23 protein-coding genes are annotated in these 25419 nt (G+C 71.6%); 12 read left to right on the forward strand and 11 right to left on the reverse strand.

Annotated features, from left to right (window positions below; all coding sequences use genetic code 11):
• Positions 1-2: 2 nt before the first annotated feature.
• A complete protein-coding gene (locus DFJ66_RS41625) occupies positions 3-1178 on the reverse strand; it encodes an acyl-CoA dehydrogenase family protein (protein ID WP_121230285.1) in 1176 nt (391 codons plus the stop codon).
• 296 nt (positions 1179-1474) lie between these two features.
• Between DFJ66_RS41625 and DFJ66_RS41630 the strand changes: the two genes are divergently transcribed.
• From DFJ66_RS41630 to DFJ66_RS41640, 3 genes are all read left to right on the forward strand, one after another.
• Complete coding sequence (locus tag DFJ66_RS41630; RefSeq protein WP_121230287.1) at positions 1475-2974, forward strand: non-reducing end alpha-L-arabinofuranosidase family hydrolase; 1500 nt, start codon at positions 1475-1477, stop codon at positions 2972-2974.
• 116 nt (positions 2975-3090) lie between these two features.
• Positions 3091-3768, forward strand: a complete 678-nt coding sequence (locus DFJ66_RS41635) for a ThuA domain-containing protein (protein WP_121230289.1) — start codon at positions 3091-3093, stop codon at positions 3766-3768.
• A 38-nt stretch (positions 3769-3806) separates the two neighbouring features.
• Positions 3807-4760, forward strand: coding sequence for a Gfo/Idh/MocA family protein (locus tag DFJ66_RS41640; protein WP_121230292.1), 954 nt, complete (start codon positions 3807-3809; stop codon positions 4758-4760).
• Positions 4761-5094: 334 nt separating this feature from the next.
• Here the strand turns inward: DFJ66_RS41640 and DFJ66_RS41645 are convergent, their stop codons facing one another.
• Both DFJ66_RS41645 and DFJ66_RS41650 read right to left on the reverse strand, forming a co-directional pair.
• Positions 5095-5916 (reverse strand): class I SAM-dependent methyltransferase, encoded by an 822-nt coding sequence (locus DFJ66_RS41645; RefSeq protein ID WP_121230294.1) that lies wholly within the window; start codon positions 5914-5916, stop codon positions 5095-5097.
• 60 nt (positions 5917-5976) lie between these two features.
• The gene (locus DFJ66_RS41650) at positions 5977-7374 is read right to left on the reverse strand and encodes a S41 family peptidase (protein ID WP_121230296.1); all 1398 of its coding nucleotides are present in this window, start codon (positions 7372-7374) and stop codon (positions 5977-5979) included.
• Positions 7375-7493: 119 nt separating this feature from the next.
• Between DFJ66_RS41650 and DFJ66_RS41655 the strand changes: the two genes are divergently transcribed.
• From DFJ66_RS41655 to DFJ66_RS41665, 3 genes are all read left to right on the forward strand, one after another.
• Complete coding sequence (locus tag DFJ66_RS41655) at positions 7494-8147, forward strand: response regulator transcription factor (RefSeq protein WP_121230298.1); 654 nt, start codon at positions 7494-7496, stop codon at positions 8145-8147.
• Positions 8147-9289: a sensor histidine kinase gene (locus DFJ66_RS41660; RefSeq protein ID WP_121230300.1), complete on the forward strand. Its 1143-nt coding sequence runs from the start codon at positions 8147-8149 to the stop codon at positions 9287-9289. Before DFJ66_RS41655 ends, DFJ66_RS41660 begins: the two co-directional genes overlap by 1 nt.
• A 99-nt stretch (positions 9290-9388) precedes the next feature.
• Entirely contained in the window at positions 9389-11686 is a 2298-nt protein-coding gene (locus tag DFJ66_RS41665; protein ID WP_121230302.1) for a hypothetical protein, read from the forward strand.
• A 16-nt stretch (positions 11687-11702) separates the two neighbouring features.
• Here the strand turns inward: DFJ66_RS41665 and DFJ66_RS41670 are convergent, their stop codons facing one another.
• A complete protein-coding gene (locus tag DFJ66_RS41670; protein ID WP_121230304.1) occupies positions 11703-12467 on the reverse strand; it encodes a hypothetical protein in 765 nt (254 codons plus the stop codon).
• A gap of 162 nt (positions 12468-12629) precedes the next feature.
• On the opposite strand from DFJ66_RS41670, the gene DFJ66_RS41675 reads away from it, so the two are divergent.
• The 3 genes from DFJ66_RS41675 to DFJ66_RS41685 are packed head-to-tail and all read left to right on the forward strand — an operon-like array spanning position 12630 to position 16191.
• On the forward strand, positions 12630-13748 hold the full coding sequence (locus DFJ66_RS41675) for a hypothetical protein (RefSeq protein WP_121230306.1): 1119 nt from the start codon (positions 12630-12632) through the stop codon (positions 13746-13748).
• Positions 13749-13777: 29 nt separating this feature from the next.
• A complete protein-coding gene (locus DFJ66_RS41680; protein WP_246030143.1) occupies positions 13778-14989 on the forward strand; it encodes an AAA family ATPase in 1212 nt (403 codons plus the stop codon).
• Complete coding sequence (locus tag DFJ66_RS41685) at positions 14986-16191, forward strand: vWA domain-containing protein (protein WP_121230310.1); 1206 nt, start codon at positions 14986-14988, stop codon at positions 16189-16191. Before DFJ66_RS41680 ends, DFJ66_RS41685 begins: the two co-directional genes overlap by 4 nt.
• 132 nt (positions 16192-16323) lie before the next feature.
• On the opposite strand, the gene DFJ66_RS41690 is transcribed toward DFJ66_RS41685, so the two are convergent.
• Positions 16324-16890 carry an EF-hand domain-containing protein gene (locus DFJ66_RS41690; RefSeq protein WP_121230312.1) on the reverse strand — a complete coding sequence of 189 codons (567 nt, stop codon included), beginning with the start codon at positions 16888-16890 and terminating at the stop codon, positions 16324-16326.
• A gap of 131 nt (positions 16891-17021) precedes the next feature.
• Here DFJ66_RS41690 and DFJ66_RS41695 point away from each other — a divergent pair, with 131 nt between their 5' ends.
• On the forward strand, positions 17022-17636 hold the full coding sequence (locus tag DFJ66_RS41695; RefSeq protein WP_121230314.1) for a hypothetical protein: 615 nt from the start codon (positions 17022-17024) through the stop codon (positions 17634-17636).
• A 9-nt stretch (positions 17637-17645) separates the two neighbouring features.
• On the opposite strand, the gene DFJ66_RS41700 is transcribed toward DFJ66_RS41695, so the two are convergent.
• Positions 17646-18794 (reverse strand): acyl-CoA dehydrogenase family protein, encoded by a 1149-nt coding sequence (locus DFJ66_RS41700; protein ID WP_121230316.1) that lies wholly within the window; start codon positions 18792-18794, stop codon positions 17646-17648.
• A 45-nt stretch (positions 18795-18839) separates the two neighbouring features.
• The gene (locus DFJ66_RS41705; protein ID WP_121230318.1) at positions 18840-19634 is read right to left on the reverse strand and encodes an alpha/beta fold hydrolase; all 795 of its coding nucleotides are present in this window, start codon (positions 19632-19634) and stop codon (positions 18840-18842) included.
• A gap of 73 nt (positions 19635-19707) precedes the next feature.
• On the opposite strand from DFJ66_RS41705, the gene DFJ66_RS41710 reads away from it, so the two are divergent.
• Positions 19708-20148, forward strand: a complete 441-nt coding sequence (locus tag DFJ66_RS41710) for a hypothetical protein (RefSeq protein ID WP_121230320.1) — start codon at positions 19708-19710, stop codon at positions 20146-20148.
• 7 nt (positions 20149-20155) lie between these two features.
• Here the strand turns inward: DFJ66_RS41710 and DFJ66_RS41715 are convergent, their stop codons facing one another.
• Complete coding sequence (locus tag DFJ66_RS41715; protein WP_121230322.1) at positions 20156-20770, reverse strand: DUF4865 family protein; 615 nt, start codon at positions 20768-20770, stop codon at positions 20156-20158.
• Between the two features lie 53 nt (positions 20771-20823).
• Positions 20824-21621, reverse strand: a complete 798-nt coding sequence (locus DFJ66_RS41720) for an MBL fold metallo-hydrolase (RefSeq protein WP_121230325.1) — start codon at positions 21619-21621, stop codon at positions 20824-20826.
• Positions 21622-21695: 74 nt separating this feature from the next.
• Between DFJ66_RS41720 and DFJ66_RS41725 the strand changes: the two genes are divergently transcribed.
• Positions 21696-22310: a TetR/AcrR family transcriptional regulator gene (locus DFJ66_RS41725; RefSeq protein WP_121230327.1), complete on the forward strand. Its 615-nt coding sequence runs from the start codon at positions 21696-21698 to the stop codon at positions 22308-22310.
• 380 nt (positions 22311-22690) lie between these two features.
• Here DFJ66_RS41725 and DFJ66_RS41730 read toward each other — a convergent pair whose 3' ends face one another.
• Positions 22691-23365, reverse strand: a complete 675-nt coding sequence (locus tag DFJ66_RS41730) for a response regulator transcription factor (protein WP_121232506.1) — start codon at positions 23363-23365, stop codon at positions 22691-22693.
• The gene (locus DFJ66_RS41735) at positions 23358-25400 is read right to left on the reverse strand and encodes a sensor histidine kinase (protein ID WP_147459546.1); all 2043 of its coding nucleotides are present in this window, start codon (positions 25398-25400) and stop codon (positions 23358-23360) included. The genes DFJ66_RS41730 and DFJ66_RS41735 overlap by 8 nt, the downstream gene beginning before the upstream one ends.
• Positions 25401-25419: the final 19 nt, after the last annotated feature.

A 25419-nucleotide genomic window follows, 5' to 3' on the forward strand; every position in this document is an offset into this window, starting at 1 on the left:
TCTCAGACGTAAGGGGTGTGCGGCTCCAGTCCGCACAGGACCCGGCCGTAGAGCTCGAAGTTGGTGTCGGGGTGCAGGATCGCGTGCAGGCCGATGGTCTGGATGTCCCGCACCACGCGGTGGACCGGTACGTCGGTGTAGACCGACGACCCGCCCGCCGCCGTGCTGAGCAGCTCCACCGACTCCTTCGCCCGCAGCACCGCCGACCCGAGGTCCAGCCGCGCCCGCGCCCGTTCCTCCACGGTCCACTCGTCACCGCGCCCGGACTTCTCGTCCAACACCGCGGCGACCCGCTCCGCGTGGAACGCCGACTCGTCGGCCAGCATCCGCGCCCGCGCGACGGTGAGGTGGGTGACCGGGGCCTCGGCCTGGCTCGCGTAGGAGGTGTAGGTGATCTTGCGGCCGGGCAGGCGCTCGAAGAACGCCTCCTCCGCCGCGCGCGCCAACCCGACCGCCGGCGCGCCGATCGTCGCGCACGCCATCGGCATGAACGGCGTGCGGTACACCGAAGGCGCGTCCCCGAGCTGGTTCTCGTGCACGCCCGCGATCACCGGCCCCATCGCCAGCACGCGGTGCTGTGGCACGAAAAGGCCCTTCGCCACCGTCGTCACGCTGCCCGACGCGCACAGCCCCGAGGTGCGCCAGTCGTCCACGACTTCCAGGTCCGCCAACGGGATCAGCAGCGACACCGGCTGCGGCGGCCCGTCGGGCGGGGTCAGCAGCGCCGCGTTGGTGTTCCACCGGCTGTGCAGGGCGCCGGAGTTGAAGCCCCACCGGCCGTCCACCACGACACCGCCGTCCACCGGCACGGCCGTCGCCGAGGGGCTGAGGATGCCCGCGACCCGGACGTCCGGGTCGGCGAAGACCTCCTCCTGCGCCTGTTCCGGGAACATGCCGACCATCCACGTGCTGATCGCCCACACGGCCGCGACCCACGCGGCGGACCCGTCGCCGCGCCCGAGTTCGGACAGCACGGCCACGACGGTGCGCATGTCGGCCTCGTGCCCGCCGAACCGTGCGGGAACCCGCAACCGCAGCACGTCCGCGTCGGCCATCGCCGCGACGACCTCGTCGTGCAGCCGCCGGTTCTCCTCGCCCCAGGCGGCGTGCTTGCGCAGCACCGGGACGATCTCCGCCGCGCGCTCGACCAGGTCGTCGGTGCGGGTGTTGGCGTTCAACTGACCTCCCGGGCTTCGGGTGGAGCGCTGCCGACGGCGAGGATAGCGGCTCGCCCACGGCCGGCCGGGTGCTGCGCGGCGGCCGAATGTTTCGACCGGGAAGCATGTCGTTTCGGTTACGCGCCTCCCCGCGTGGCGGGGTCGAGAGTCGGCCTGGAGGTGCGGTCGGTGGTGCTCTTGTCGAACGCCGTTCGACAACACCGCAGGTAACTGGCGGTGATCGGGCGTCGGGCGAGGGTTGCGCAGGCCGTTGACTGGGAGTGTGCCGCTCGTTACATTAGCCCGAAACTTCAGAGATGTTAACGCTAACAATCCTCCGAAGGAGGACCACCACCGTGAGATCACTCCGTGGGTCGTCCACGTTGATCGCCGTGCTCGCGACAGTCCTCGCGGGTACCTCGGCGGTCGCGCTCAACACCGGTGCGGCGTCGGCGGCCACCGTCGACACGACCGCGTGGTACGTGCTGGTCAACCGCAACAGCGGCAAGGCGATGGACGTGTCCGGCGCGTCCACCGCCGACGGCGCGGCGGTCCAGCAGTACAGCCGTCACGACGGCGCCAACCAGCAGTGGCAGTTCGTGGACTCCGGCGGCGGCTACTACCGGCTGAAGTCGAAGAACTCCGGCAAGGTCCTCGACGTGGACAGCAAGTCCACCGCGGACGGCGCGAAGATCCAGCAGTGGACCGACAACAACGGGGCCAACCAGCAGTTCCGCCTGGCCGACTCCGACAGCGGTTACGTGCGCCTGGTCAACCGCAACAGCGGCAAGGCCGTCGAGGTCCAGGGCGCGGCGACCAACGACGGCGCGCCGGTCGTGCAGTACAGCGACTGGGGCGGCTCCAACCAGCAGTGGCAACTGGTCCGCGTGGGCACCGGCCAGCCGGGGACCTGCTCGCTGCCCTCGACCTACCGCTGGTCGTCCACGGGCGTGCTGGCGAACCCGAAGTCGGGGTGGGTGTCGCTCAAGGACTTCACCAGCGTCGTCCACAACGGCAAGCACCTGGTGTACGGCTCGACGGTCAACACGTCCGGCCAGTACGGCTCGATGAACTTCGGGACCTTCACGAACTGGTCCGACATGGCCTCGGCCCCGCAGAACGGGATGAGCTCCGGCACGGTGGCGCCCACGCTGCTGTACTTCGCGCCGAAGAACATCTGGGTGCTGGCCTACCAGTGGGGCGGGACGGCGTTCAGCTACCGGACCTCGTCCGACCCGACCAACCCCAACGGCTGGTCCGCGCCGCAGGCCCTGTTCACCGGCAGCATCTCGGGCTCGAACACCGGCCCGATCGACCAGACGCTGATCGGCGACGGCACGAACATGTACCTGTTCTTCGCCGGTGACAACGGCAAGATCTACCGGGCGAGCATGCCGATCGGGAACTTCCCCGGCAACTTCGGCTCGAACTACACGACCATCATGACCGACAGCACGAACAACCTGTTCGAGGCGGTCGAGGTCTACAAGGTCAAGGACCAGAACCAGTACCTGATGATCGTCGAGGCGATCGGGGCCAACGGGCGCTACTTCCGCTCGTTCACCTCCAGCAGCCTGGGCGGTTCGTGGACCCCGCAGGCGGCCAGCGAGAGCAACCCGTTCGCGGGCAAGGCCAACAGCGGCGCGTCGTGGACCAACGACATCAGCCACGGCGACATCGTGCGGACCAACCCCGACCAGACCAAGACCATCGACCCCTGCAACCTGCAGTTCCTCTACCAGGGCAAGAACCCGAGCGCGGGCGGCGACTACAACCTGCTGCCGTGGCGGCCGGGTGTGCTGACCCTGCAACGCTGATCTGGCGTTGCACCGGTGATGTGGCGCCGCAACCGCTGATCGCTTGACGCGGTCCACCCGTTCGGGCCGGCACCCCTCAAGGGGGCGCCGGCCCGAACCCGTTGGAGGATGGGGACATGACAAGCCCGTACAGCGTGCTGGTGTTCTCCAAGACCACCGGCTACCGGCACGACTCGATCCCGGCCGGCGTCGAGGCGATCCGCCTGCTCGGCGCGGCCGGCGGCTTCACCGTGGCGGCCACCGAGGACTCGGACCGGTTCACCCCCGACGGCCTCGCCGCGCACGAGGTGGTGGTGTTCCTCAACACCACGGGCGAGGTCCTGGACGCGGCGCAGAAGAACGCCTTCGAGTCCTACATCCGGGGCGGCGGCGGGTTCGTCGGCGTCCACGCGGCCGCCGACACCGAGTACGACTGGCCCTTCTACGGCGAACTTGTCGGCGCGCACTTCGCCGCGCACCCCGCCGTCCAGCGGGCGACGGTCCGGGTGGAGGACCACGCGCACCCGGCCACCGCGCACCTCCCGTCGAGCTGGGTGATCACCGACGAGTGGTACGACTACCGCACCAACCCCCGCGGGAGCGCCCGCGTCCTGTCCACTGTGGACGAATCGACGTACTCGGGCGCGACCATGGGTGCGGACCACCCCCACACGTGGTGCAAGACCGTGGGCGACGGGCGGTCGTTCTACACCGGCAGCGGCCACACGGCCGAGATCTTCGGCGACCCGGACTTCCGCTCCCTGCTGCTGGGCGGCATCCGGTACGCGGCGAACCGGTTCCCCGACGACATCTGATTTGCGTGGGCCGGAGGTCGGGGGAAAGACTGGGCCGTATGCCGTCTCCTGTACGTCTGGGTGTCGTAGGGCTCGGTGCGATGGGCACCGAGGTGCTCCGCGTCGCCGCCGGTCACCCCGAGTTCACCGTGGTGCGCGTCTTCGACGTGGACCCCGCCGCCGAGGACCGCGTCCGCGCGGCACACCCGACCGTCGCGTTCGCGCGCGAGGTGGCGGACGTCGTCGCGGCCCCCGACGTGGACGCGGTGTACTTCGCCACCCCGCCCGCCTTCCACGCCGAGCAGGTGGTCGCCGCCATCACCGCCGGCAAGGCGGTCTTCTGCGAGAAACCGCTGGCGGTGGACCTCGCCGACGGGCGGCGGATGGTCGACGCCGCCGCCCGGCACGGCGTCGCGGCGGCGGTGAACTTCGCCCTGTCCGACCGCGACGGCGTGCTGGAGGTGGAGCGCCGGCTGCCCGAGGTCGGCGAGGTCAGGGGCGTCGACATCCGCCTGCACTTCCCGCGCTGGCCGAGGCAGTTCCAGTCCCACGCGACCTGGCTCGCGCGCGGCGAACAGGGCGGCTTCGTCCGAGAGGTGCTGTCCCACTTCGTCTACCTGACCGACCGCCTGCTCGGCCCGCTCACGCCGGTGGATGTCGGTGTGGACCGGCCTCGGGATGATCCTGGGGCGAGCGAGGTGGCTGCACGCGGGTTCCTGCGCGCGGGTGACGTTCCCGTGCACGTGTCAGCCTTCTCCGGCATCGCCGCGCCCGAGCTGTACGAGTGGGTGCTGTGGGGGTCGGAACGGTCCTACCTGCTGCGCAACTGGGGGGACCTGTTGGTGTCGGACGGCGGTGAGTGGACGCCGGTGGCGCTGTCTGGGCCGAGGGGGTCGGAGGCGACCAGGCTGTCGCACTTCGCTGCTGCCATCGCCGGTCGGCATCCGCGCGAACTGGCCGACTTTCCCTCGGCGCTGCGGGTGCAGGAGGTTGTGGAGTCCTTTCTCGCCTGACGCGCTGTGCGCTGGCGCGCTCTCAAGATCGAGAGATTGAAAGATTGAAAGATTGAAAGATGAAAAGCGGCGCTCGCCGCGCGGCAGGCCGCCAGCGGGGGGTGAAGGGCGTCGGTTCCCCCGCCGTATGGCCTGGCGGAGCCAACCACACTTCGGGCCGGGTGCCGCTAAAACTTTTTGCTCGTTCCTCGCAAAAACTTTCGGCTGCACCCGGCCCGAAGTGCGGTAGCCCTTCGGGCAGGCCATACGGCGGGGGAACCGAGGCCCTCCACCTGTGGTGGTCACCACCACAGACAGCGCGCTGCGCGCGGAAGGCGCTCCCTACCGGCGGTTGCTAGGAGCTCGGGGTGGGCTCGCGGTTGGAGATGCAGAGGGCGTAGCCCTTCGGGTCGCGCCATGGGGCCTCGTGGGTGCGGAACCACTCGTGGATGCGGGTGGCGATCTGGTCGATTACCGCGGGCTTGGCGGGGGAGTCCGCGGGCATCCCGCACGGGGACAGGACGGCCACCGCGAACGGGATGAGCTGGTCCGGGCGGTCGAACACCAGGGCGTTGTCGATGCGGACCAATCGGGCGTTGCCGAAGGCCTGCTTCATCAGGGGGGCGATGTTGTCGGAGTGGACACCGTTCAGGCCGGTCGATTCGGGTGTGCCGAGGGCGTTGCGGACTTCTTCCCGCACCAACGTCATCACGTTCGGCAGTGTGTGCTCGTGGTTGACGGTGACGATCGCCTTGCCTCCGGCGCGGAGCACCCGGTGGAAGGACTCGAGTGCCGCCGCAGGGTCGGCCACGTGGTAGAGCATGTGGCGGGCGAACACGCGGTCGAAGCTCGTGTTCGGGAACGGTAGGGCCGCCGCGTCCCCGAGCACCGCCTCGACGCCCGCCAGTCGACCGACCGCCTGCACTGCGGACTCGGAGGAGTCCAGGCCGACCAAGCGGCCGGTGTGGCCTGTCGCCGTGAGGCTCCGGAGGAAGTCGCCGGTGCCGCACCCGGCGTCGAGGACGTCGTGGGCCGGGTTCAGGTCGCTGTGGTCGAGCACGGTCTGCTGGACGTCGTCCGCGCGCTCGCTGTGGTGGCGGTGCGCGTGGATCCTGGTTTTGAGGGCGTCCAAAGAACGGTACTCGGCGGCCACCACCTGGGACAGTTCGTCGCTCATGCCCGTGATTGTCCTGGACGTGGCGAAGGCCCCGCCGTGCGGACGGCGGGGCCTTCGTCGTCAGAGCAGCGACACCGCCTTGGCCAAGCCCGGGTCACGGCCGGCGGACAGGTCGGCCGCCGTGAGGGGTGCGTAGTGGTCCGGGGCGACGCCGATGGTGTTCACGACCTCCTTGTTCGCGGCGATCTCGTGGAACTTCGGCAGCATCAGCGCGGTCCCGTTGTCCAGGGCGAACGGTTCACCCGGGCCCGACACCGCGCCCGCCGTGCGCGTGCCGACCAACGTGCCGAGCTTCAAGTCCTTCACCGCGCTGGAGAACGAGTCGCACGCCGACGCGCAGCGGCGGTCCGTCAGGGCCACGAACGGCACGTTCAGCAGCTCCACGGAGTCGTCCGTGCGGTTCGGGGTGCACTTGCCCTTCACGTCGCACCAGTAGCTGGTGGTCTTGCCGTGCGCCAGCGCGCCGAGCAGCTTGGACACGGCCTCCGGGCTGCCGCCGCCGTTGCCGCGCAGGTCGAGGATCACGCCCCGTACCTGGGCCGACTTGCGCAGTTCGGCGATGGCGGCCAGAACCTGGTCGGCCAGCTCCGGGACGAAACCGGGCAGGCTGACGTACGCGATGTTCCCGTCCACCAGGCGGGACGTGACGCCCGGCCGGGTGGGCGGGGACGGTGCCGCGGTGGCGGTGAGGGTGAGGGTCTCGCCGGTGGCCGGGCGGCGGACGGTGACTTCCACCGAGGACCCCGGACCGCCGGTGGTCAGCGACTTGAGCACGCCTTCGTTCAGGACACCGTTGCTGTACAACGGAACCCCGTTGATCGCCACGACCTCGTCGCCCGGCTTCAGGCCCGCCTTCTCGGCCGGGCTGCCGGGGGCGAGGCGGTTGACGTACGCCGGTTCGGCGCTCACCGGGTCGATGTCGCCCGGCCCGACGATGGCGGACAGGTCCACCCCGTAGAGGTTGGCGACGAACCCGCTCAGGAACCGGGCGTGGTTGTCGTGCAGCGACCCGACCATCGCCTTGATGGCGGCGTACCCGACGGCCTTGCGCGCCTCGTCGTCCGGGAGCGCGTCGGCGATCCGCCGGTACAGCTTCGCGAACGCGGCCCAGTCGGCGTCCTTGCGGCCGGTCAGCGCGGGCAGTGTCGCGTAGGGCTGGTCGAGGCCGCGGCGCTGGAGTTCCTGCGTGAGCGCGGCGAACGCGGGCACGAGGAGGTCACGGCTGTCCAGCACCGGGCCGCTGTAGTAGTTGTCGAGGATGCAGTAGTACGCCTGGCCGACCGTGGTGACCGTCGTCGGCCCCGGCGTGGGCGGCTGGTCCGGGTTGGGCCGGGCGCACGCCGGCGGTCGCTGCGCGGCCTCGGCCTCTTCGTCGGCGGACGGCGCACCCGCCGCGACGCCGAGCAGCGTGACCGCCACGGCCAGCGCGGCCGCGCCGGCGGTGAACGTTCTCTTCACGGGAAACCCCCTGTAGTGCGGACGAATTGCGGTGCGAGTTCTATCGGGGCTGAGGTTTCGGGGCGGTTTCAGCGGCGACGAAACGTCGACGAAACCCCGGGCCGGCGATACTGGCGCGCGTGCGGGTACTGGTGGTGGAGGACGACGAGGAGATGGCCCACACGGTCGCGACCGGGCTGCGGCGGGCGCACGTGGCGGTGGACGTCGCGCTCGACGGGACCAGCGGGCTGGAACGCGCGCTGCGCACCGACTACGACGTGGTCGTGCTGGACCGCGACCTGCCCGGCACGCACGGCGACGACGTGTGCGCGCGGCTGGTCGAGGCGGGGTGCCGCAGCCGGATCCTGATGCTGACCGCGGCGGCCACGACCGACGACCTGGTCGACGGGCTCGGCCTGGGCGCGGACGACTACCTGCCCAAGCCGTTCGACTTCCGCGCGCTGGTCGCCCGGATCGGGGCGCTGGCGCGGCGGGCGCACCCGGTCGCGCCGCCGGTCCTGCGGCACGCCGACCTGGTGGTCGACACGGCCCGCCGCCGGGCCGCGCGCGGTGACCGGGTGCTGGAGCTGGCGCCCAAGGAGTTCGGCGTGCTGGAGGTGCTGCTGGCCGCGCAGGGGCGGGCGGTGTCGGCGGAGGAGCTGCTGGAACGGGTGTGGGACGAGGCCGCGGACCCGTTCACGCACGCGGTGAAGATCACCATGAGCCGGCTGCGCGCCAAGCTCGGCGACCCGCCGCTGATCGAGACCGTGGCCAAGAGCGGGTACCGGATCTGATGCGCGGGCGGGCGGTGCGGCTGCTGCGCCGGCGGACGGTGCGGCTGCGGTTGACGTTGTTGTACGGCGGGCTCTTCCTGCTGTGCGGGGCGACCGTGCTGACGGTGACCTACGTCCTGGTCTCCCACGCCCTCACCCCGATCGACCGCCTGGTCCCGCTGCCGGGCCTGCCCGGTCCGCTGAAGGTCACCGACGAGGCCATGCACGTCATCGTCAAGGCCGAACACGCCCTGGTGGCGCAACGACAAGACGTGCTGCACCAGCTGCTGGTCCAGTCCGGTTTCGCGCTGGCGCTCGTGCTGGTGCTGGCGCTGGCCCTGGGCTGGCTGGTGGCGGGCCGCATCCTGCACCCCCTGCGCACGATCACCACCACCGCCCGCCAGATCTCGGCGACCAACCTGCACCGCCGCCTCGCCCTGCCCGGCCCCGACGACGAGCTGAAGGAACTCGGGGACACCTTCGACGAACTGCTGGTCCGCCTGGAGGAGTCGTTCCGGGCGCAACGCCAGTTCGTGGCCAACGCGTCGCACGAACTGCGCACCCCGCTGGCGCGGCAACGGGCGATCGGCCAGGTGGCGCTGGACGACCCGGACGCGACGGTGGCCACGCTCCGGGCGGCGCACGAGCGCGTGCTGGCGGCGGGCGCCCAGCAGGAACGGCTGATCGAGGCCCTGCTGACGCTGGCGCGCGGCCACGCCGGCATCGACGTCCGCCGGCCGTTCGACCTGGCCGAGGTGGTGGCCGAGGTGGTGGCGGTGCGGCGCACGGCGGGGCTGCGCGACTCGATCAGCCCGTCCCCGGTGGCCGGTCACCGGGCGCTGGCGGAACGGCTGGTGGTGAACCTGGTGGACAACGCCCTGCGCCACAACGTGCCCGGCGGGTGGGTGGAGGTGACGTGCGGCGGGGGCGTGCTGGTGGTGGCCAACACCGGTCCGGTGGTCGCGGAGGTGGAGCGGTTGTTCGAGCCCTTCCACCGGGGCGGCCGGGCCCGGTCGGGGGAGGGGCTGGGCCTGGGGTTGTCGATCGTGCGGGCCATCGCGTCGGCCCACGACGCCGCGGTGGCGACCGTGCCCCGGGACGGCGGCGGCCTCGTCGTCACCGTCACCTTCCCCGACCCGGCCAGACCTCACACGAACGGGTGACTTTCGTGAGCGGGTGCGGACCAGGTCGCTAACGGCGGGCGACGGTCGCCGATGGACGGGCACGAGTATCACCGTTGCGAGTGTCCGGCAGGTGGCGCGATGTACCGCGGTGACCAGGTGGTCGAGATCAGGGTCCACGGTGTGTCCGGCACGCCGCCCGAGAAGGTGCTGGGCGAGGAGCCGCTCGACCCCCAGGTCGCCGGTGACGACGAGGCCCGGTTCTTCCGGCGCAGGAGCGAGGTGGTCGCTTCGGGCCGGCGTCCGCGCACGGTCGAGGCACTGCACTGGGGCAGGTTCACGTCCGGGTCGCCCAGCCGGGCCCTGTGGCTGGTGATGGTGCCGTTCGCGCTGGTCAACCTCGCGCGGTACACCCTGCTGCTCCCGCGCGCGGGGAACATGTCCCGTGCCGGGACGGTCGCGGATGGCGTCCTGCGGTTGTTGGGGCTCGTGCTGACCTTGATGCTGACCGCCACGGTGGCCTACGTGTCACTGGAGGTCGTCGTCAACCAGTGCCTGGGCAAGGAGGCGTGCGTCCGGGACAACCGGTGGCTGGCGTTCCTCGACGGCAGGGGTGCCGGACTCCCTGTGCTCCTGGGGGTTGTGCCGTTGGGGCTGCTGATCGTCATGCTCTGGTGGTTCGGGCGGATGAGCTTCCTGCACGACCCGCCCGGTGAGGACGGGCCGTGGCAGCGCCCGACAGGCGACTTCGGCGACCCCGCCTTCTGGCACAGCTCACCGAAGGCTCCTGTGCTGCGGGCGATGCACGTGGCGGCCTCGTGCGTGCTGACGGGCATCCTCGCCGCCGGTGCGTTGGACCGCGTCCTGTCCGCGCTGTTGGCCGTGCCGGGTGTCCTGTTGCTGCTGGTACTGGCCGTGGTGGTCGTGATCGGACCGGACTCCGAGTACGTGGGAGACGTCAACGACCCGCTGCGGGTGCCGGAACCGTTGCGGCGGCTGAGGTGGGCATGTGTTGTCTACGCCGTCATCGCGGTCGGTGCCACGGTGGTTCTGTTGTGGAAGGTCCCGCCCGCAGGGGACCGGCGGTTGGGCTTCGAGGTGGCGACCAACTTCCTCGCGGTAGCGGCGTTGGGGTCACTGGTGGTCTTGGTGGTGTGCTGCTGGAGCCTCAAGCGCTCCAAGACCGGCAAGGCGTTCTTCACACCGCCCGCACCGTTCCGGCCGATGTTCCGGGGGTACGCGGCCGTTGTCATCGCAGTGGTCGGGACGACGTTGGCGACCGGGTTCAGCGGTGGTTTGGCCTTCTGGACCGCCAACTTCATCGGCAAGCCCGTGGTCGACGGTGAAGCGCCCGCCGAGGTGGTCTCGTGCCGGTGCGCCGAGGCCACGATCGAGCTGAGCACGAGCTACTGGACCGCGGCGCTGCTGTGGGGTGCCCTCCTGGTCGCCCTGGTGCTGGGGCTGGGCGGCCTGCTGGCGTGGCAGAGGGTCAAGTGGCGCCGCGACAAGCTCCCTGAGGAGGTGGAAGGGGACTACCCGGGCAGCGCGCCTTCAGCGCGGACCACTGGCAAGGTCGTCAACAGGTGGCGGTGGGCGCTGCTGAAGTACCGCTACCACTGGGGTTTGGGCATGCTCGCGCTGCTCGGTGGCGCGCTCGTGGCGGTGAACGGCGTCATCGTGCTGATCCGGATGTTCCCGAAGTGGCGTAGCCGACCGCCGTTCTGGCTGGACGGGGCGTTTTCGACGTTCGGTCAACTCGGCGCCTGGGTGGCGTCCGCGACGCTGGCGGGCCTCCTGTTCATCGGTCTGCGGTCCTGGCAAGGGCAGAAGATGCGGACGGCGGTCGGTGTCGTCTGGGACCTGATCGCGTTTTGGCCGCGGCTGGCCCACCCCATCTGCCCGCCTCCTTACGGCGGTCGGACGGCACTTCTGCTGAAGCGGCGGGTCGAGCACCTGGTGAGCAAGGACAAGGTGGAGGTCGTCGTCTTGTCCGGGCACAGCCAGGGGAGTGTCGTGTGCACCGCCGTGGTCCGGCTGATCGGCCCGGACCGCCGTTCGAAGGTGCGCCTGGTGACGTACGGGTCCCAGTTGCAATGGGCGTTCGCCCGGCTCTTCCCCACGTACATGGGGTACGCGGAGATGAAGGAGATGTACGCCGAGCTGCGAGGGCGGTGGCGCAACATCCACCGGTGGACGGACCCGCTCGGCGGCCCGGTGCTGACCTGGCCCGCTTCAGGGGCCGAACCGCACCCCACCATCTCCACCTGGACGCTGCTCGCGAAGGGCGCGCACGACATCCGGTTCGTGGACCCGGTGACCGTCGGCGGCGACGAGGCCGTGACACCGCGGTCCGCCATGCGCGGCCACAGCGGTTACTACCTCGACCCGCGCTTCGACGACCAGGTCGCGGACCTGGTCGAACAGCCGCCGGCAACGTGACCCGTTCGGCGGCCCGTCAGCGGCGGACTTGGTGCGACTTGCGCCAGACCCGGTGGTAGTACATCTCGTAGGACTCGAACGTGTTCGGCGCGATCCGGGGCCACGACCCGTCGGAAGGGCGGATGAGCTGCTCGACCGCGCGCCGCCCGGCCGCTCGTCCCGCCCCTTCCGCCGCCGTGGCGTCCGCGCCGGCTCGTAACGCCTGGTCGCGGGCGTCGCGGTGGGCGATCCGGTAGAACTCCTCGCCGGGCATCAGCGGGCCGGGTTGGCCGATGCGGCTCTGGAAGCCCAGCACGGTTCCCTCGATCTCCTCGCCCACCATGCGGTCGACGTACTGCTTCTCGTCGGGCGAGGCGTCGGCGTCGGGGGAGGCGCCGGACTTCTTGCGTTCCACGTGGTGCATCTCGTGGACGAAGTAGCCGGCCAACCGGCCCGCGTCCATGTTCAGGTTGAGGGTGCAGCGGGACTCGCCGTCGTAGGAGGCCGCGCCACCGTCCACCCAGGACAGCGTGATGCCGTGGTCGTCGCGCACCTGGAGCGCGTGCCGCCCCTCGGGCGTGCCGGCGAGGAGCGCCAGGAACCTCGCCCGTTTCACCTGGAACCGGTACGAGTCCCCGATCAGGCCGCGCTGCACGGCGATCGTGAACGCCCGGTTCCCGATCCGACTCCGCAACGGGACGCCCCCGTCGTACCCCGGCGACCGGACCCGATCACGCCACCGGTCGTCCCTCGCGTTCCTCCACACGACCACACCCCCGACGTCCACCATGAACCCGCGCACGGCCCGGAGACCACTGCCACCCGGCCGCCCGGAAGGGCACACCCGCGCGCCCGTCCGGGCAGTCCGCCGTGCGGGACATCGTCCGGGCACCGTGGTACGCTCGCTGGCGATGATCACCTACTCGTACGGATCGGGGGTTTCGTTCGCGCAAGGTGAGTGCTGATGACGCACTCGACCGCGAATGAGAACCACCGCCTGTCCTTCTGGGCGAGCGTGCGCGAGTCCGCCGTGCCGCCGCCGATGATCGAGTCAGCGACCGCTCGCCGCGTGGTGGGCGACTGGGCCGGGGCCTGTGCCGCCGCCCACGTCGACGCTGACCTCGACCTGCGGACGATCCACCGCCTCCACGGCACGCAGTTCGCGAGAGAGCTGCGCGACGACCTCCGGCACCTGGCTCCCGACCTGCTGCGTTGGCACTTCCCGCGCATCGGCCCGGACGGTCTGGTGCGGCCCGCGGTCACCGTTTCCCTTGCCCGGTACGGCAGGCTGCACCTCGTGGCGCGCACGCCGCCGGCCTGGGCGAGTGCGGGCCAGCGGATCAGTCTCGCGCTGTGGGACCCGGCGAGACCCCGGGACGGCGTGGGCGGGCATCGGCACCCCCACCCCGACCGACGCTTCCGCCTCGACCTCCACCGCCACCTCTGGGACGTCCGCAAGGCCGCTGAGCTGCGAGAACGAACCACCGGCGACCCTGGCGCCGCACGGCTCGCCGCCGAGTTGGACGCGGAGGAGCACGGCCTCGCCGTGGACCGGTGGGCGGCGGAGGCCGCGTTGTTGCTGCGCGCGGACGGGTGTGCGGACCGCATTGTGTCCGTTCGGCTCAACACCCAGCGCTGGCTGGCGTTCGACGGGTCGTCGATGGTCGCCACGTCGAGAGGACGTGCGGGGCCCGTGCTGCCCGACGCGGCGACATGGGTGCTGCCCGACCTGGAGTTGTTGCGTGCCGGGCTGATCGACGCCGACCGTCTCCACCCACTGGTGGCCTCGGCGCTCGTGCCCGACCACCAGCCGGCGGCGCGAAGTCCCGACACCGCACCGAGTGCGCGCCTGGTCCAATGCCGTGGCGCGACACACCGGATCGGTGTGGTCGACGGTGTCCCGGTCGCGCTGGACCACGACCCCGACGAGATCCGCCGCGAGGAGCTGCTGACCGCGTTGGGCGGTCCTGCCTTGCCGTGCCTGCGGGTTGTCGACGTGCTCCGCCAACCCGAGTCCCTTGTGGACGTTCGCGCCCGCCTGGCCCATTCGCTGTACCGGGCCGGGATCACCACTTTCCGCTGACTTCTTCTTCCCCCCAAGGTGACATGACGATGCCTGCTGCCCTTGACGTGGCCGCCGACCTCCTCGCCCTGCTCTCCGACACGACCACCGAGCCGCGCGCCGACAACCAGTTGGAAGCCTTGACGTTGGCCGTGTCCGCCGATCTGCCGGTGCTGCTGTGGGGCGAGCCGGGGATCGGCAAGACCGCGGCCCTCACCCAGCTCGCCGACGCCCTCGACCTGCCGTTGACCACCGTGATCGCCAGCGTGCACGAGCCCTCCGACTTCGCCGGCCTGCCGGTGGTCGGCGACGACCCGGCGGTGCAGGGCGTGCCGATGGCCCCGCCGGACTGGGCGGTGCGCTTGGTCCGCGCCGGGCGGGGGTTGTTGTTCCTGGACGAGCTGTCCACCGCACCTCCCGCCGTCCAGGCCGCGCTGCTGCGGGTCGTGTTGGAGCGCCGGATCGGGGCGCTGACGCTCCCGCCGGGGGTCCGGATCGTGGCCGCCGCCAACCCCCGTTCCTCCGCCGCGGACGGGTGGGAGCTCAGCCCGCCGCTGGCCAACCGGTTCGTGCACCTCCAGTGGGCCCACGACCACGACGTCGTCGTGCGCGGGCTGGGCGGGACGTGGCCGCGGGCGACATTGCCGCTACTGGACCCGGGCCTGTTGTCCGATGCCGTGGCGTTCGCGCGGCGGGCGGTGTGCGAGCTGTTGGCGGCTCGTCCCGCGCTGGTGCACCAACTGCCGACCAACGAAGCCCGACGCGGTGGTCCGTGGCCGTCGCCGCGCAGTTGGGAGATGGCGCTGCGGCTGGTCGCCTTCGCCACCGCTGCCGGGGTGTCGCGGGAGGTGTTGTCGATGCTCGTGCGGGGTGTCGTGGGGGACGGGCCGGGGCTGGAGTTGTTGGCGTGGTTGGACCGGATGGACCTGCCCGATCCCGAGGTGCTGCTGGCCGATCCGGCGGCGGCCGTGCTGCCCGAGCGGGGCGACCTGCGTCAGACGGTGCTCGACGGTGTGGTGGAGGCGGTGCGGCGGCGTCCCGAGCGGTCGCGTTGGGACGCGGCGTGGGCGTTGTTGGTGCTGGCGCTGGACACCGGAGCTCCGGATCTCGTGGTGGTCCCGGCGGCCACGCTCGCCGTGTTGCGACGGGACGACTGGGAGGTGCCGGCGGCGATCGACCGGCTGTCGGACGCCGTGTCGGTGTCGCGCCTGGCGGACCGGGCGGCGGATCGGGTGGAGGCGCGCAGTGGTGGCCGCCGGTGATCACGCTGGATGCGGAGAAGCTCTACGCCGCGCGGTTGCACGCGGTCCGGAGCCGGCCTTACCTGGCGACGGCGTTGTTCGCCCTGCAGGTGGTGGAGTCGTGGCGCGTGCCGACGATGGGGGTGGACCGGCACTGGCGTTGCTACGTGTCGCCGGCGTTCGTGGACCGCACACCCGTCGAGGAACTGGCAGGGGTGTGGGTGCACGAGGTGTCCCACCTGTTGCGCGACCACCACGGGCGCAGCGACCGGTTCGCCGCCGAGCACGAGCTGACCGGGCCGGGGGAGCGGTTGCGGATGAACATCGCCGCGGACTTCGAGATCAACGACGACGTGTACGGCGACGGTTTGGTGCGACCGGAGGGTGCCGCCGTGCCGTCGCTGCTGACGCTGCCCGACGGGCACTTGATGGAGGAGTACCTGCGGTGGTTCCGGCTCGGGCCGCACACCGACGACTTCGCCTGGCTGGACTGCGGCAGCGGCGCGGACGGCTTGGACCGGGAGTGGGAGCTGGGGCCGGGCGGTGCGCACGGGTTGAGCGAGCAGGAACGCGACGCCGTCCGGTTCCGGGTCGCCCAGGGCATCGCCGGCCGGCCCGGCAGCGTCCCGAGGGGGTGGTTGCGGTGGGCGGAAAGGGTCTTCCACCCGCCGCAGCCGTGGCGCGACCTGCTGGGTGCGGCGATCCGGTCGGCGGTGTCCGCGTCGGGCGCGGGCGAGGACTACACCTACGGCCGCCCCGCTCGCCGGTCGACCGCCCTGCCCGGCGTGGTCCTGCCGAGCCTGCGCCGCCGTCCGCCGCGCGTGTGCGTGGTGGTCGACACTTCGGGGTCGGTGAGTGACGCCGAGCTGGGCAGCGCGCTGGTCGAGGTCGCCGGGATCGTGCGGGCCGTGGGCGGTCGGCGCGACCTGGTGTCGGTGCTGTCGTGCGACACGCGCGTGACGGAGTCGATGTGCCGGGCCGAGGGGATCACGCTGGTGGGCGGCGGCGGGACCGACCTGCGCAGCGGCTTCGCGCGGGCGCTGCGGACCCGGCCCGACGTCGTGGTCGCGCTGACCGACGGCCAGACCCCGTGGCCCACCACCCGACCGCCCCACCGGACCGTCGTGGGCTTGTTCCCCCGACCGCGGGTGGTGGACGAGGACGACCCCGACTACCGGCCGGACGCGCCGCCCGAGTGGGCCCGGGTGGTGACCATCGGGTGACCGGCGGGTCGGCGGGTCGGCGGGGCCGACTACGCGGTCGGGTCGGCGGGTCGGCTGGCGGGTCGGCGGGGCTGTCAGCGGGCTCGGCGATCGGCGGGCTCGGCGGGTCGAACAGCGGGCTCGGCGGGGCGGTCAGCGGGCCGAGCTCCCGATCCACCAGTTGCCGGGAGCGTCCGGGTCGGTGCTCGTCCAGTACTCGATGGTGGCCCGGACGAACTCGTCGGGGGACAGGTAGCCGTCGCCGTCGGTGTCGAGGTGGGCGAAGGCGACCTCGGCGTCCTGCTCGGGCAGACCGGGGAAGTGGCCGCGCTGGAAGGTCAGGAACTCGGCCGGCGTGACCCGCCCGTCGGCGTCGATGTCGGCGATCTTGAGGAACTCCCGCGCCAGGGCGCCCAGGGTGGCGTCGGCGGCGTCCGGGTCGTCGGCGAGGCCGCGGGTGGAGGTGATGAAGTCGTCCCGGCCGATGGCGTCGGTCCCGGCCGGGAGGTGCGGCAGGTGCACGTCCCGCCACACCCGCACGTACATGTCCACGATCCGCTGCTCTTCGGGCGACCCGGGCACGTACCCGAGCCCGGCGGCGACCCGCTTGCCCATGAGGACGTGGTCCTGCTCGCCGAGCAGCCCGTCACCGTCGGCGTCGAGCTGGTCGAAGCCGCGGCTGATCTTGCCGAGCAGCAGGTCGTTCTCGCTGGTGGTCATGGGACCCGAGTGTCGGTACCGGCGCGGGGTGCAGCAAGATCGCTCACCTGATCGAGCCACGCCCTCACCCGGCAGGCGCAATCGCCGACGAGCGCCGTGAGCGGGGCACTGGTCGGCGAGGAGGGAAGCACGTGGTGAAGAAGAAGGACGTGATGATCGCCTGCGAGCGGGCTTTGCGCGGGCTCGGCTTCGAGAAGCGGTCACAGATCCTGCTCCGGCCGGTCGGTTCCGGGTCGAGTGGCTGGGTCGGGCTGAACACGGCCACGCAGGGTCTGCCGAGGGTGATGGGCGTCAACCCGGTGATCGGCGTGTGCTTCGACCACTTCGACGAACTCAGCAGCGCATTGCGGGACGACGTCCCCCGCGGCCGGTTTCCGTTGATCTCGAGGCCGCTCGGCTACCTGATGCCGGAGAACACCTTTCGGTCGTGGAGGTTCGTCGAAGGTGTCGACGTCGAGCAGGTCGCGGAGTCGCTCGCCGCCGCGGTCGCGGAACACGGTGTGCCCTTCATCGAGAAGTACGCCGAATGGGAGACCCTTTCCCGAGAGCTCGAAGCGTCGGGGTTCCTGATGGAGCACGAGCGGATGAAGAAGCTGCCGATGGTGCTGGCGATGAACGGTGATGTGTCGCGGGCGTGGGAGATGGTCGAGGGGGAGTTGGCGAGGGTGAGTGGTGCCGACACCCCGTACGCGGACTCGTACCGGACCTTCGCCGAGAGGTTCCGGGAACGTTTCGTGAGGGAGTGACCACCTGGGCTAGTCGGACGACGCCGGCGGTGGGGGCAGCAGGGTCGTGGTGCCGATGTGGTTCAGGCAGAACTCGACCGAGTGGGCCATCAGCCAGCCGGTTTGGGCGTCTCGGAAGATGCGTTGGATCGGTGACGTGCTGACGAAGCCCGAACCGCCGCCCACTTGGAGGCACAGTTGGGCGATGTCGCGGGCCGCGCGGTTGGCGGTGGGTTTCGCGCGTACCGCGGACGGGAGGAACTGCGGGGAGTTCTGGTCGGCCAGCCACGCGGTGTGGTGGGCCGTCAAGGCGGCGGCTTCCAACCGCAGGACGGCGTCGGCGACCTCGAACTGGAGGTGTTGTTCGGCCGCGAGCGGGTTGCCGGTGGTGGGTAGGGTTCGGGTGCGGGCGTAGTCGATCAGGGTGTTCAGGGCCGTGTCGGCGATGCCCAGGGAGAGGTAGGCCAGGCCGCCCGCGATGTGGTTGGGCTTGGGATGCTCCGCCGGTGGGCAGCGGCGGTCGGTGCGGAGGACCGTGTGGTCCAGGGTGATCAGGTGGCTGCGGGTGGCGCGCAGGCCGAGGGTGTCCTGGGGCTGGAAGGTCACGGTGTGGTCGGGTTCCAGGCCGAAGAGGGTGGGTTCACCGTCCACCAGCGCGTTGATCAGGAAGTGGTCGGCGATCTCGCAGCCGGACACGAAGCGCTTGGCGCCGGTGAGCCGGTAGCCCCCGTCGACGGGCTCGGCCACCTGTTGCGGTGTGAGGAACTGGTTGCCGCCGGTCGGTTCGGACAGGGCGTTGGCGAAACGGCGTCCCGCGATCAGCTCGTCGGCGTAGTACCGGGCCACGTCGGGGGTGGAGTGCTGCACCAGGCCCTCGGCCGCGCCGATGTGCATCAACCACACGCAGGCGGTGGACGGGTCGGCCGCGCTGAGGACGCGCAGGACCGCTCCGACCGTGCGGTAGCTCAGCGACTGGCCGCCGAACTCCCGTGGCAGGGTCGCCTGGTCCAGACCGCTCGCGTGCAGGGCGCGCAAGTTCTCGACCGGTAACTCCGCGGTCCGGTCGTACTCGTCGGTCTTGGTGGCGAAACCGGCGGCGAGGTCCTGGGCGACGCGTACCCACGACTGCTCGTGCGGCGGCGGTGCCAGCGGGTGGTCGTCGGGCAGCGGCATGGTCATGGGTGCCACTGTGGCGCGACCGCCGAGCGGTGATCAAGCGCCCGTTCAGTCCCGCAGGAAGTCCACGAGCGCGGACCGGAACTCCGCGCTGGTCCCCACGACGTCGTGGGTCCCCGGCACTACCCGCAGGCTGGCGCCCGGGATCGCCTCCGCCAGTACCTGGGGACGCACCGCGAGCGGGTCGTCCGCGCCGGCGAGGACGAGGGTCGGGGCCTTGATCGCGGCCAGGTCCACGCCGTCCCGGTGCACGGACCGGGCGTGCGCCGCCAACGACGGCAGGTCCGCCCCGGCCGTCTCGGCGAACGCGCGCATCTCCGCGATCCCCGGCGGCAGGTCGCGCGGGTCCTCGGCGAGCAGGGCCTCGGCCAGCGCCTCGTTCCCCAGGGCGCGGGTGTCGACACCGCCGACCTCGACCACCCCGGCCCCGACACCGCCGACGACCAACCGCCGGACGAGAGGCTCCCGGGCGGCGGTGAGCAGCGCGATGATCGCACCCATCGAGTACCCGACCAGGTCCACGGCCGGCACGTCCAACGCGGCGACCACCGCGCGCAGGTCCAGCGCCATCCGCTGCTCGCCGTACCGGGCGGGGTCCGCGGACTTGCCGGACCGGCCGTGCCCGCGCGCGTCCACGGCGACGACGGACCGGCCGGCGGCGGTGAGCGCGGCGACCGTGCCGGGCGCGACCCAGTCGAGCAGGCCGTGCGCGCCGAACCCGTGCTGGAGCACGACCGGGACGGGGTGCGCCTCGACGCCGGGGTCGGGCTCCCAGCGGTGGTAGGCGATCGGGGTGCCGTCGTCCACGACCACCACTGCCTCGACGTGCGGGGAATCGGTCATCAGGCGCTCTCCACAGGGGCTCGGGTCGGCGGCAGGCATCATCCCAAGCGGGCCTCGGCTACCGTCTGCCGGCATGGGCGCACCCGACCTCGTCGCCATCGACCACGACGACTACCACGCCGAACACGTGGGCCGCACGGCTGACGGCCGACAGTTCTTCCTCACCACGCCGTTCGAACCGGCCGGCGACGACGACCCGGGCAACGAGTTCGTGGCCCTGTTCCTGTTCGACGCCGCCGGCCGGTTCCTGGAGGCCCGGATCGACGAGCTCGGCCCGCGCGCCACGATGGACGACGCCCTCCGCCGCGAGCGCTACGACGCCAGGCTGCGGGAACTCGGCGAGGTGACGTACGGCCGGATCGAGGTCGCGCCGTTCGCCGTCGAGCGGTTCGGCACCACGTTCGGCCTCCTCGCCCGGCTCGACGAGGAGGACGAACAGTGGTGGGTGGAGCTGCACCCGGGCAACTACATGGCCTTCACCGAGCCGTGGGACAGCGGCGAGTACGACACCTGAGACGCGGTCACCAGGCGCTTCCCTCCGGCAGCTCGGCCAGGCCGGGCGCGGACAGGTGCAGCACCCGGTAGCGCTCGGTCGCCTGTTCGTCCGCCGCCGAGGACTCCGCCCACAGCACGAACCGCAGCAGCTGCCAGTGGTGCGGGTCCACGGCGAGTGCGGCGGTGTGCACGCCGTCGCGGCGGGCGAGTTCGCGCAGGTCCTCGACCTCCCGCTCGACCAGCTCGGACAGACCCAGGCCGGTGCGGTCCGGGTCGGCGTCCACGGGCACGGGGGTCAGCCGGCGGGACGCGGCCAGCGGGCGTGCCGAACGGGCGGGGCCGGCGTGGCAGGCGATCCCGGTCCAGTGGTGCACGGTGGGGCGGCCGAAGTCCCGGACGATGTTCTGGAACCCACCGCCGCCCACCAGGAAGCGGGCCATCTCGCCGGTGCCGTGCCACAGGTAGAACGGGGCGTACTGGTTGACCGGCGAGTCGTCCACGCCGCGCTCGCGGATGACGTAGGCCTTGAGGCCCAGCCCCGCGCGGTCGTCGAGGACGTGGCCGCCGCGGGCGACGCGGTCGCGGATGATCCCCATGTCGTAGTCCGCGGGGAGGGTGATCTCGTACTGCTTGGCGTACACGGTTGTGCCTTTCGGATGGACGCTTGCTCGCCTCAAATGATCACTTGCTCGCCTCAGATGGTCACTTGCTCGCCCAGATCGGGCGTGAGGACGTCGTAGAGCTCACCGTCGGTGGCGTCGAGGAAACGGGCGAGTTCGTGCGGCTGGGTGGTGTAGAAGCCGTCCGAGTGGAACCCGTTGTAGTGCATGGGGATCGCCACCTTCGTCCCGAGCAGGCGGGCGGCGACGGCGGCGTGCCGGGCGTCCAGCGAGGCCGGGTACGGGCTGGGCGGCTGGCAGTGCGGGAAGCACACGGTCGGCCCGTTGATCGGGGTGAGGACGGCGTCGAAGGGACCGAACCGGTGGGCCGCGCGCCACCAGTAGCCGTGGTACATCGTGTCGCCGAGGTGGATCACGCGCTTGCCGTCGGCTTCGACGGCCCAGGACACCTGGGGGTCGCCGAGGGTGTCGACCGCCGGGACGGCCGCGATGGTGAAAGGCCCGATCTTCGTGGTCTCCCAGTAGCCCATGGCCTGGCGGGGGAGGTCGTGCGCGGTCAGTTCGGCTTCGGCCTTGAGCGTCCACAGGTTCTCGTGGTCGTCCCCGCCGAAGGACGCCGGGTGCAGGACCCGGCCACCGGGCGCGAGCGCGGCGGCCAGGGCTCCGGCGTCGGTGTGGTCGCGGTGGAGGTGGGTGCACAGCCCGGCGAGCACGTGTCCCCGCGAGTGCGGTGGCACGACGTCCGGCAGCGGCACGTCCTCCAGCGGTGTGCCTTCCAGGACGCCCTCGGGTCGCCCGAGCAGGTCGATCACCAGGGTCTCGCCTTGTGCTTCGAGTTCCACCCCGGCCCAGCCCAGCCAACGGATGCGCATGTCGTTCCCCTCCGGTCACTTACCGTACGATCGTTCGCCAACTTAGCAGACGATCGTTCGGTAAGGTCGGGGTCATGAGGAAATCGGCCGAGGAAGCCCGGCGCACCCGGGACCGCATCGTCGGAGTCGCCGTCAGCCGGGCGTCCACCCTGGGCCTGACCGGGCTGACCATCGGCGCGCTCGCGGACGAGCTGGAGATGAGCAAGGCCGGCGTCGTCGGCCCCTTCGGCACTCGGGCCGCTCTGCAACTGGCCGCGCTGGACCGGGCGGCCGAACTGTTCGCCGAGGCGGTCGTCGCACCGGGCCGCGCCGCGCCGCCGGGGCTGCCGGCCCTGCACGCGGTGATCGACGCTTGGTGCGACTACATGGTGGACAGCCCGTTCCCCAACGGCTGCTTCGTCACCGCCGCGTCGTGCGAGCTCGACGGGCAGCCGGGCGAGCTGCGCAGTCGGCTGCGCGACACGGTCGTCCGCTGGCGGCGCTTCCTGGCCGATCAGGTGGTTGCGGCGCAGGCTGCTGGGGACCTTGATCCGGGCGCCGATCCCTATGACGTGGTGTCACTGCTGAGTGGGCTGGCGATGACCGCGAACCAGGAGATCCAGCTCCTCGACGACGAGGGTGCCGCACCCCGCGCCCGCCGCCTCATGCGCGCCGTCCTGGCCGCTCATGCCGGTGAATCGGCTCGGTGAAGGAGGCTGCCCGCGTGCCGCGCCGTTCTTGTGATCCTGCGAGCGTAGCGTTCCGGTTCAATGATCCTGCGAGCGTAGCGTTCTGGTTCAAAGATCAAAAGCGCCTCGCCGGCGGGCAGGCCGCCAAAGATGACCCAACTGCAACGGCGGGGGCTTCTTGCTTTTGTCATCTCCGCATGGCCTGGCGGAGCCTACCACATTTTCCAGGGGTCGCCGCTAAAACTTTTGCTCGTTCCTCGCAAAACTTTCGGCTGCGACCCCTGGAAAATGCGGTAGCCCTTCGGGCAGGCCATACGGAGATGACAAAAGCAAGAAGCCCAAGTTGAGTTGTGTCCTCTCCGGTGGACTGCCGACTCGCCGGCTTCGCGCGGGACGTTGTGCTAGCGGTCGTTTGGTAGGCGTAGGAATGCCAGTACAGCGGCCACGCGGCGGTGGACGGGTTCGTCGGCCAGGCCGAGTTTGCCGAAGATCGCGTTGACGTGCTTTTCCACCGTGGACGACGACAGGTGCAGGGCCTGTTCGATGCCGGTGTTCGTCTTGCCCTGGGCCATCTCGCGCAGGACGTCCAGTTCCCGCGTGGTCAAGGCTGCCAGGGTCGAGTCGGTTGTGCGGGTGCGGCGGCCCACCAGGGCCTCCACCACCGCCGGGTCGATCACCGAACCGCCGCGGGCTACCTCGCGCAGGGCCCGGACCAAGTCCTCCAGGTCACCCAGGCGGTCCTTGAGCAGGTAGGCCAGGCCCGCGGTGCCGTTGCGCAGCAGGGCGAACGCGTAGCTCTCGTCGGTGTGCTGGGAGAGCACCGCGACGCCGATGCCGGGGTGTTCGGCGCGGATCGCGTGTGCGGCCTCGATGCCCTCCATGTGGTGGCCGGGTGGCATTCTGATGTCGGTGAGCACCGCGTCGGGCTTGAGTCGGCGCACGGCGTCGCGCAGGTCGGTCGCGTCGCCCACGGCCGCGAGCACCTCCACCTCGCCGGAGTCCTCCAGCAGGCGGCGGGTGCCCTCGCGCACGAGGTAGTTGTCCTCGGCGATCACCACGCGCAGCCGGTCACCCACGGCCGGCACCCACGGGCAGTTCGGCGCGGACCGTCGTGCCCGTGCCCGCCGCGCCGGACACGCTCAGCCGACCGCCCAGCGACTCGACGCGGTCGCGGAGGTTGGTCAGACCCTGGCCGCCGCCACCGTCGAGGCCGACGCCGGCGTCGCGAACCTCGACCTCCAGGTAGTCGTCCACAGTGGACAGATTGACCGATGCCGCCGATGCCGCCGAGTGCTTGACCACGTTGGTCAGCGCCTCGCACACCACGAAGTACGCCGCGCCCTCGACGTCCGGGCCCAGGCGGCGTTCGCGCAGGCCCGGCGCGGCCCGCACGGTCACCGCCAGCGGCAACCGGTCCGCCCGCGCCTCCACGGCCGCCACCAGGCCGCGGTCGCCCAGCACCGGCGGGTGGATGCCGTGGGCCAGTTCGCGCAGGTCGGTGAGCAGTTCACGGGTGTCGGCGCGCAGTTCCTCCAGCACGTCGTCGGCGGTGCGCTCGCCCCGTCCGAGCTGGTTGCGCGCCAACCGCATCTTCATGATCAGGGCGACGATCTGCTGCTGGGCGCCGTCGTGGATGTCCCGCTCGATCCGCCGGCGCTCCTGGTCCCCGGCGGCGATGATCCGGGCGCGTGACAGCGCCAGTTCGTCCACCTGCTCGGCGAGCCGGGCGGTGAGCTGGACGTTGGCGATGGCGGTCGCGGCCTGGGCGGTCAGGGTCGCGAGGAGTTCGCGGTCGGCGGGCTGGTAGCCGCCGCGCTTGGGCCCGCACTCGATCCGGCCGATCTGCTCACCGGCGCGCTCCAGCGGCACCACCAGGTCCGCCCGCCCCGACGGCTCACCGGCGACGGCGTGCGCGCTGGGCAGCTCCACCCGCACCCACTCCGCACCGAGTCCGGTGTGGACGGTCTCCGCCAGGCGCGGCAACAACTCGCCCAGCTCGACCGTCTGCTCCAGGGCCGCGCCGAACCGGGTCACCAGCTCGTAGCGGGTGACCCGCTCGCCGAAGACCAGCCGGTCGGCCAGCCGCTCCAACCACCGGCGCACCGGCTGGAACGCCGCCGCCGCGCCGATGGTCAGCACCACCGCCAGCTCCACCGGCACCTGGTCCCCGAGCGCGAGGCCGGGCGCGGCGCTGAGCCCGAAGTAGAGGGCGGCGATGGCCAGCGACAGCAGCCCGAACGCCACCGAGCGCCGCACCACCAGGTCGATGTCGTACAGCCGGTGCCGCACGATCCCGACGACCACGCTCACCGGCACCATCAGCAGGAACACCACCGACGCGGCCCGGATGGCCTGGACCCACCACGGCGGGACGGGGAAGCGGTCCTCGACGGCCACCGACAGCCCGAACGCCACGACCAGCCCGATCGTGGTCACCAGCAGCAGCCGCATCCTGGCGCGCTGGGCCGGCTCGGCCTGCACGTACCGCACGAACAGCACGCTGACCAGCGCCAACGCGCCGTAGTAGCTCAGGTAGACGCTCTCCAGCGGCCCACCCAGCGGCACCAGCCACGACACGGTGAACGGGCTGGGCACCACCGGGGGCGGGTCGAGCAGGTAGGGGTCGACCACCAGGTCGTGCCGGGTGAGCAGCAGCAGCGGCGGCAGGGCCAGGTGCCACCACACCAGCCGCAGCACGCGAGCCTGCCACGGCCGCTCGACCACCCCGTCCGGGAAGGAGGCCAGCAGCAGCACGGCCGCGACCAGGCTGACCAGCCCGGTGTACTGGTAGAGCAGGTTGACCGCCCAGAACCACCGACCGGGCCCGTGGGCCGCCAGCGCCTGCCGGATCGGCACCTCCAGCCCGGCGTTGACCGCCAGGGCCGTGCTCATCAGCAGCATCCGGCGGGCCTGCGGGTGCTCGGGACGCCGGTGCGCCAGCCACACCGCCACGCCGAACAGCGGCCCGATACCCAGCGCCACCCACGTCAGCCCGCCGACCACCCCGTGCTCCCCGGCGGCGGCCACGACCCTGGTGGCCACCGCGACCGCCAGCCCGGCACCGCCGAGGGCGGTGGCCACGGACCACGCGAGGCGGGGCGGCGAGGGCACGACCGCATTGTGTGCCCGG

The sequence above is a fragment of the Saccharothrix variisporea genome (assembly GCF_003634995.1).
GTDB classification, from domain to species: domain Bacteria; phylum Actinomycetota; class Actinomycetes; order Mycobacteriales; family Pseudonocardiaceae; genus Actinosynnema; species Actinosynnema variisporeum.

What these genes read in the sequence shown, in the direction of transcription:
- DFJ66_RS41635 (WP_121230289.1), top strand. Translation starts at nt 3,091, where the DNA reads ATGACAAGCCCGTACAGCGTGCTGGTGTTCTCCAAGACCACCGGCTAC.
- DFJ66_RS41705 (WP_121230318.1), bottom strand. Translation starts at nt 19,634, where the DNA reads ATGACCGATTCCCCGCACGTCGAGGCAGTGGTGGTCGTGGACGACGGC.
- DFJ66_RS41720 (WP_121230325.1), bottom strand. Translation starts at nt 21,621, where the DNA reads ATGCGCATCCGTTGGCTGGGCTGGGCCGGGGTGGAACTCGAAGCACAA.
- DFJ66_RS41725 (WP_121230327.1), top strand. Translation starts at nt 21,696, where the DNA reads ATGAGGAAATCGGCCGAGGAAGCCCGGCGCACCCGGGACCGCATCGTC.
- DFJ66_RS41675 (WP_121230306.1), top strand. Translation starts at nt 12,630, where the DNA reads ATGACGCACTCGACCGCGAATGAGAACCACCGCCTGTCCTTCTGGGCG.
- DFJ66_RS41700 (WP_121230316.1), bottom strand. Translation starts at nt 18,794, where the DNA reads ATGACCATGCCGCTGCCCGACGACCACCCGCTGGCACCGCCGCCGCAC.
- DFJ66_RS41645 (WP_121230294.1), bottom strand. Translation starts at nt 5,916, where the DNA reads ATGAGCGACGAACTGTCCCAGGTGGTGGCCGCCGAGTACCGTTCTTTG.
- DFJ66_RS41680 (WP_246030143.1), top strand. Translation starts at nt 13,778, where the DNA reads ATGCCTGCTGCCCTTGACGTGGCCGCCGACCTCCTCGCCCTGCTCTCC.
- DFJ66_RS41640 (WP_121230292.1), top strand. Translation starts at nt 3,807, where the DNA reads ATGCCGTCTCCTGTACGTCTGGGTGTCGTAGGGCTCGGTGCGATGGGC.
- DFJ66_RS41690 (WP_121230312.1), bottom strand. Translation starts at nt 16,890, where the DNA reads ATGACCACCAGCGAGAACGACCTGCTGCTCGGCAAGATCAGCCGCGGC.
- DFJ66_RS41710 (WP_121230320.1), top strand. Translation starts at nt 19,708, where the DNA reads ATGGGCGCACCCGACCTCGTCGCCATCGACCACGACGACTACCACGCC.
- DFJ66_RS41665 (WP_121230302.1), top strand. Translation starts at nt 9,389, where the DNA reads ATGTACCGCGGTGACCAGGTGGTCGAGATCAGGGTCCACGGTGTGTCC.
- DFJ66_RS41660 (WP_121230300.1), top strand. Translation starts at nt 8,147, where the DNA reads ATGCGCGGGCGGGCGGTGCGGCTGCTGCGCCGGCGGACGGTGCGGCTG.
- DFJ66_RS41630 (WP_121230287.1), top strand. Translation starts at nt 1,475, where the DNA reads ATGTTAACGCTAACAATCCTCCGAAGGAGGACCACCACCGTGAGATCA.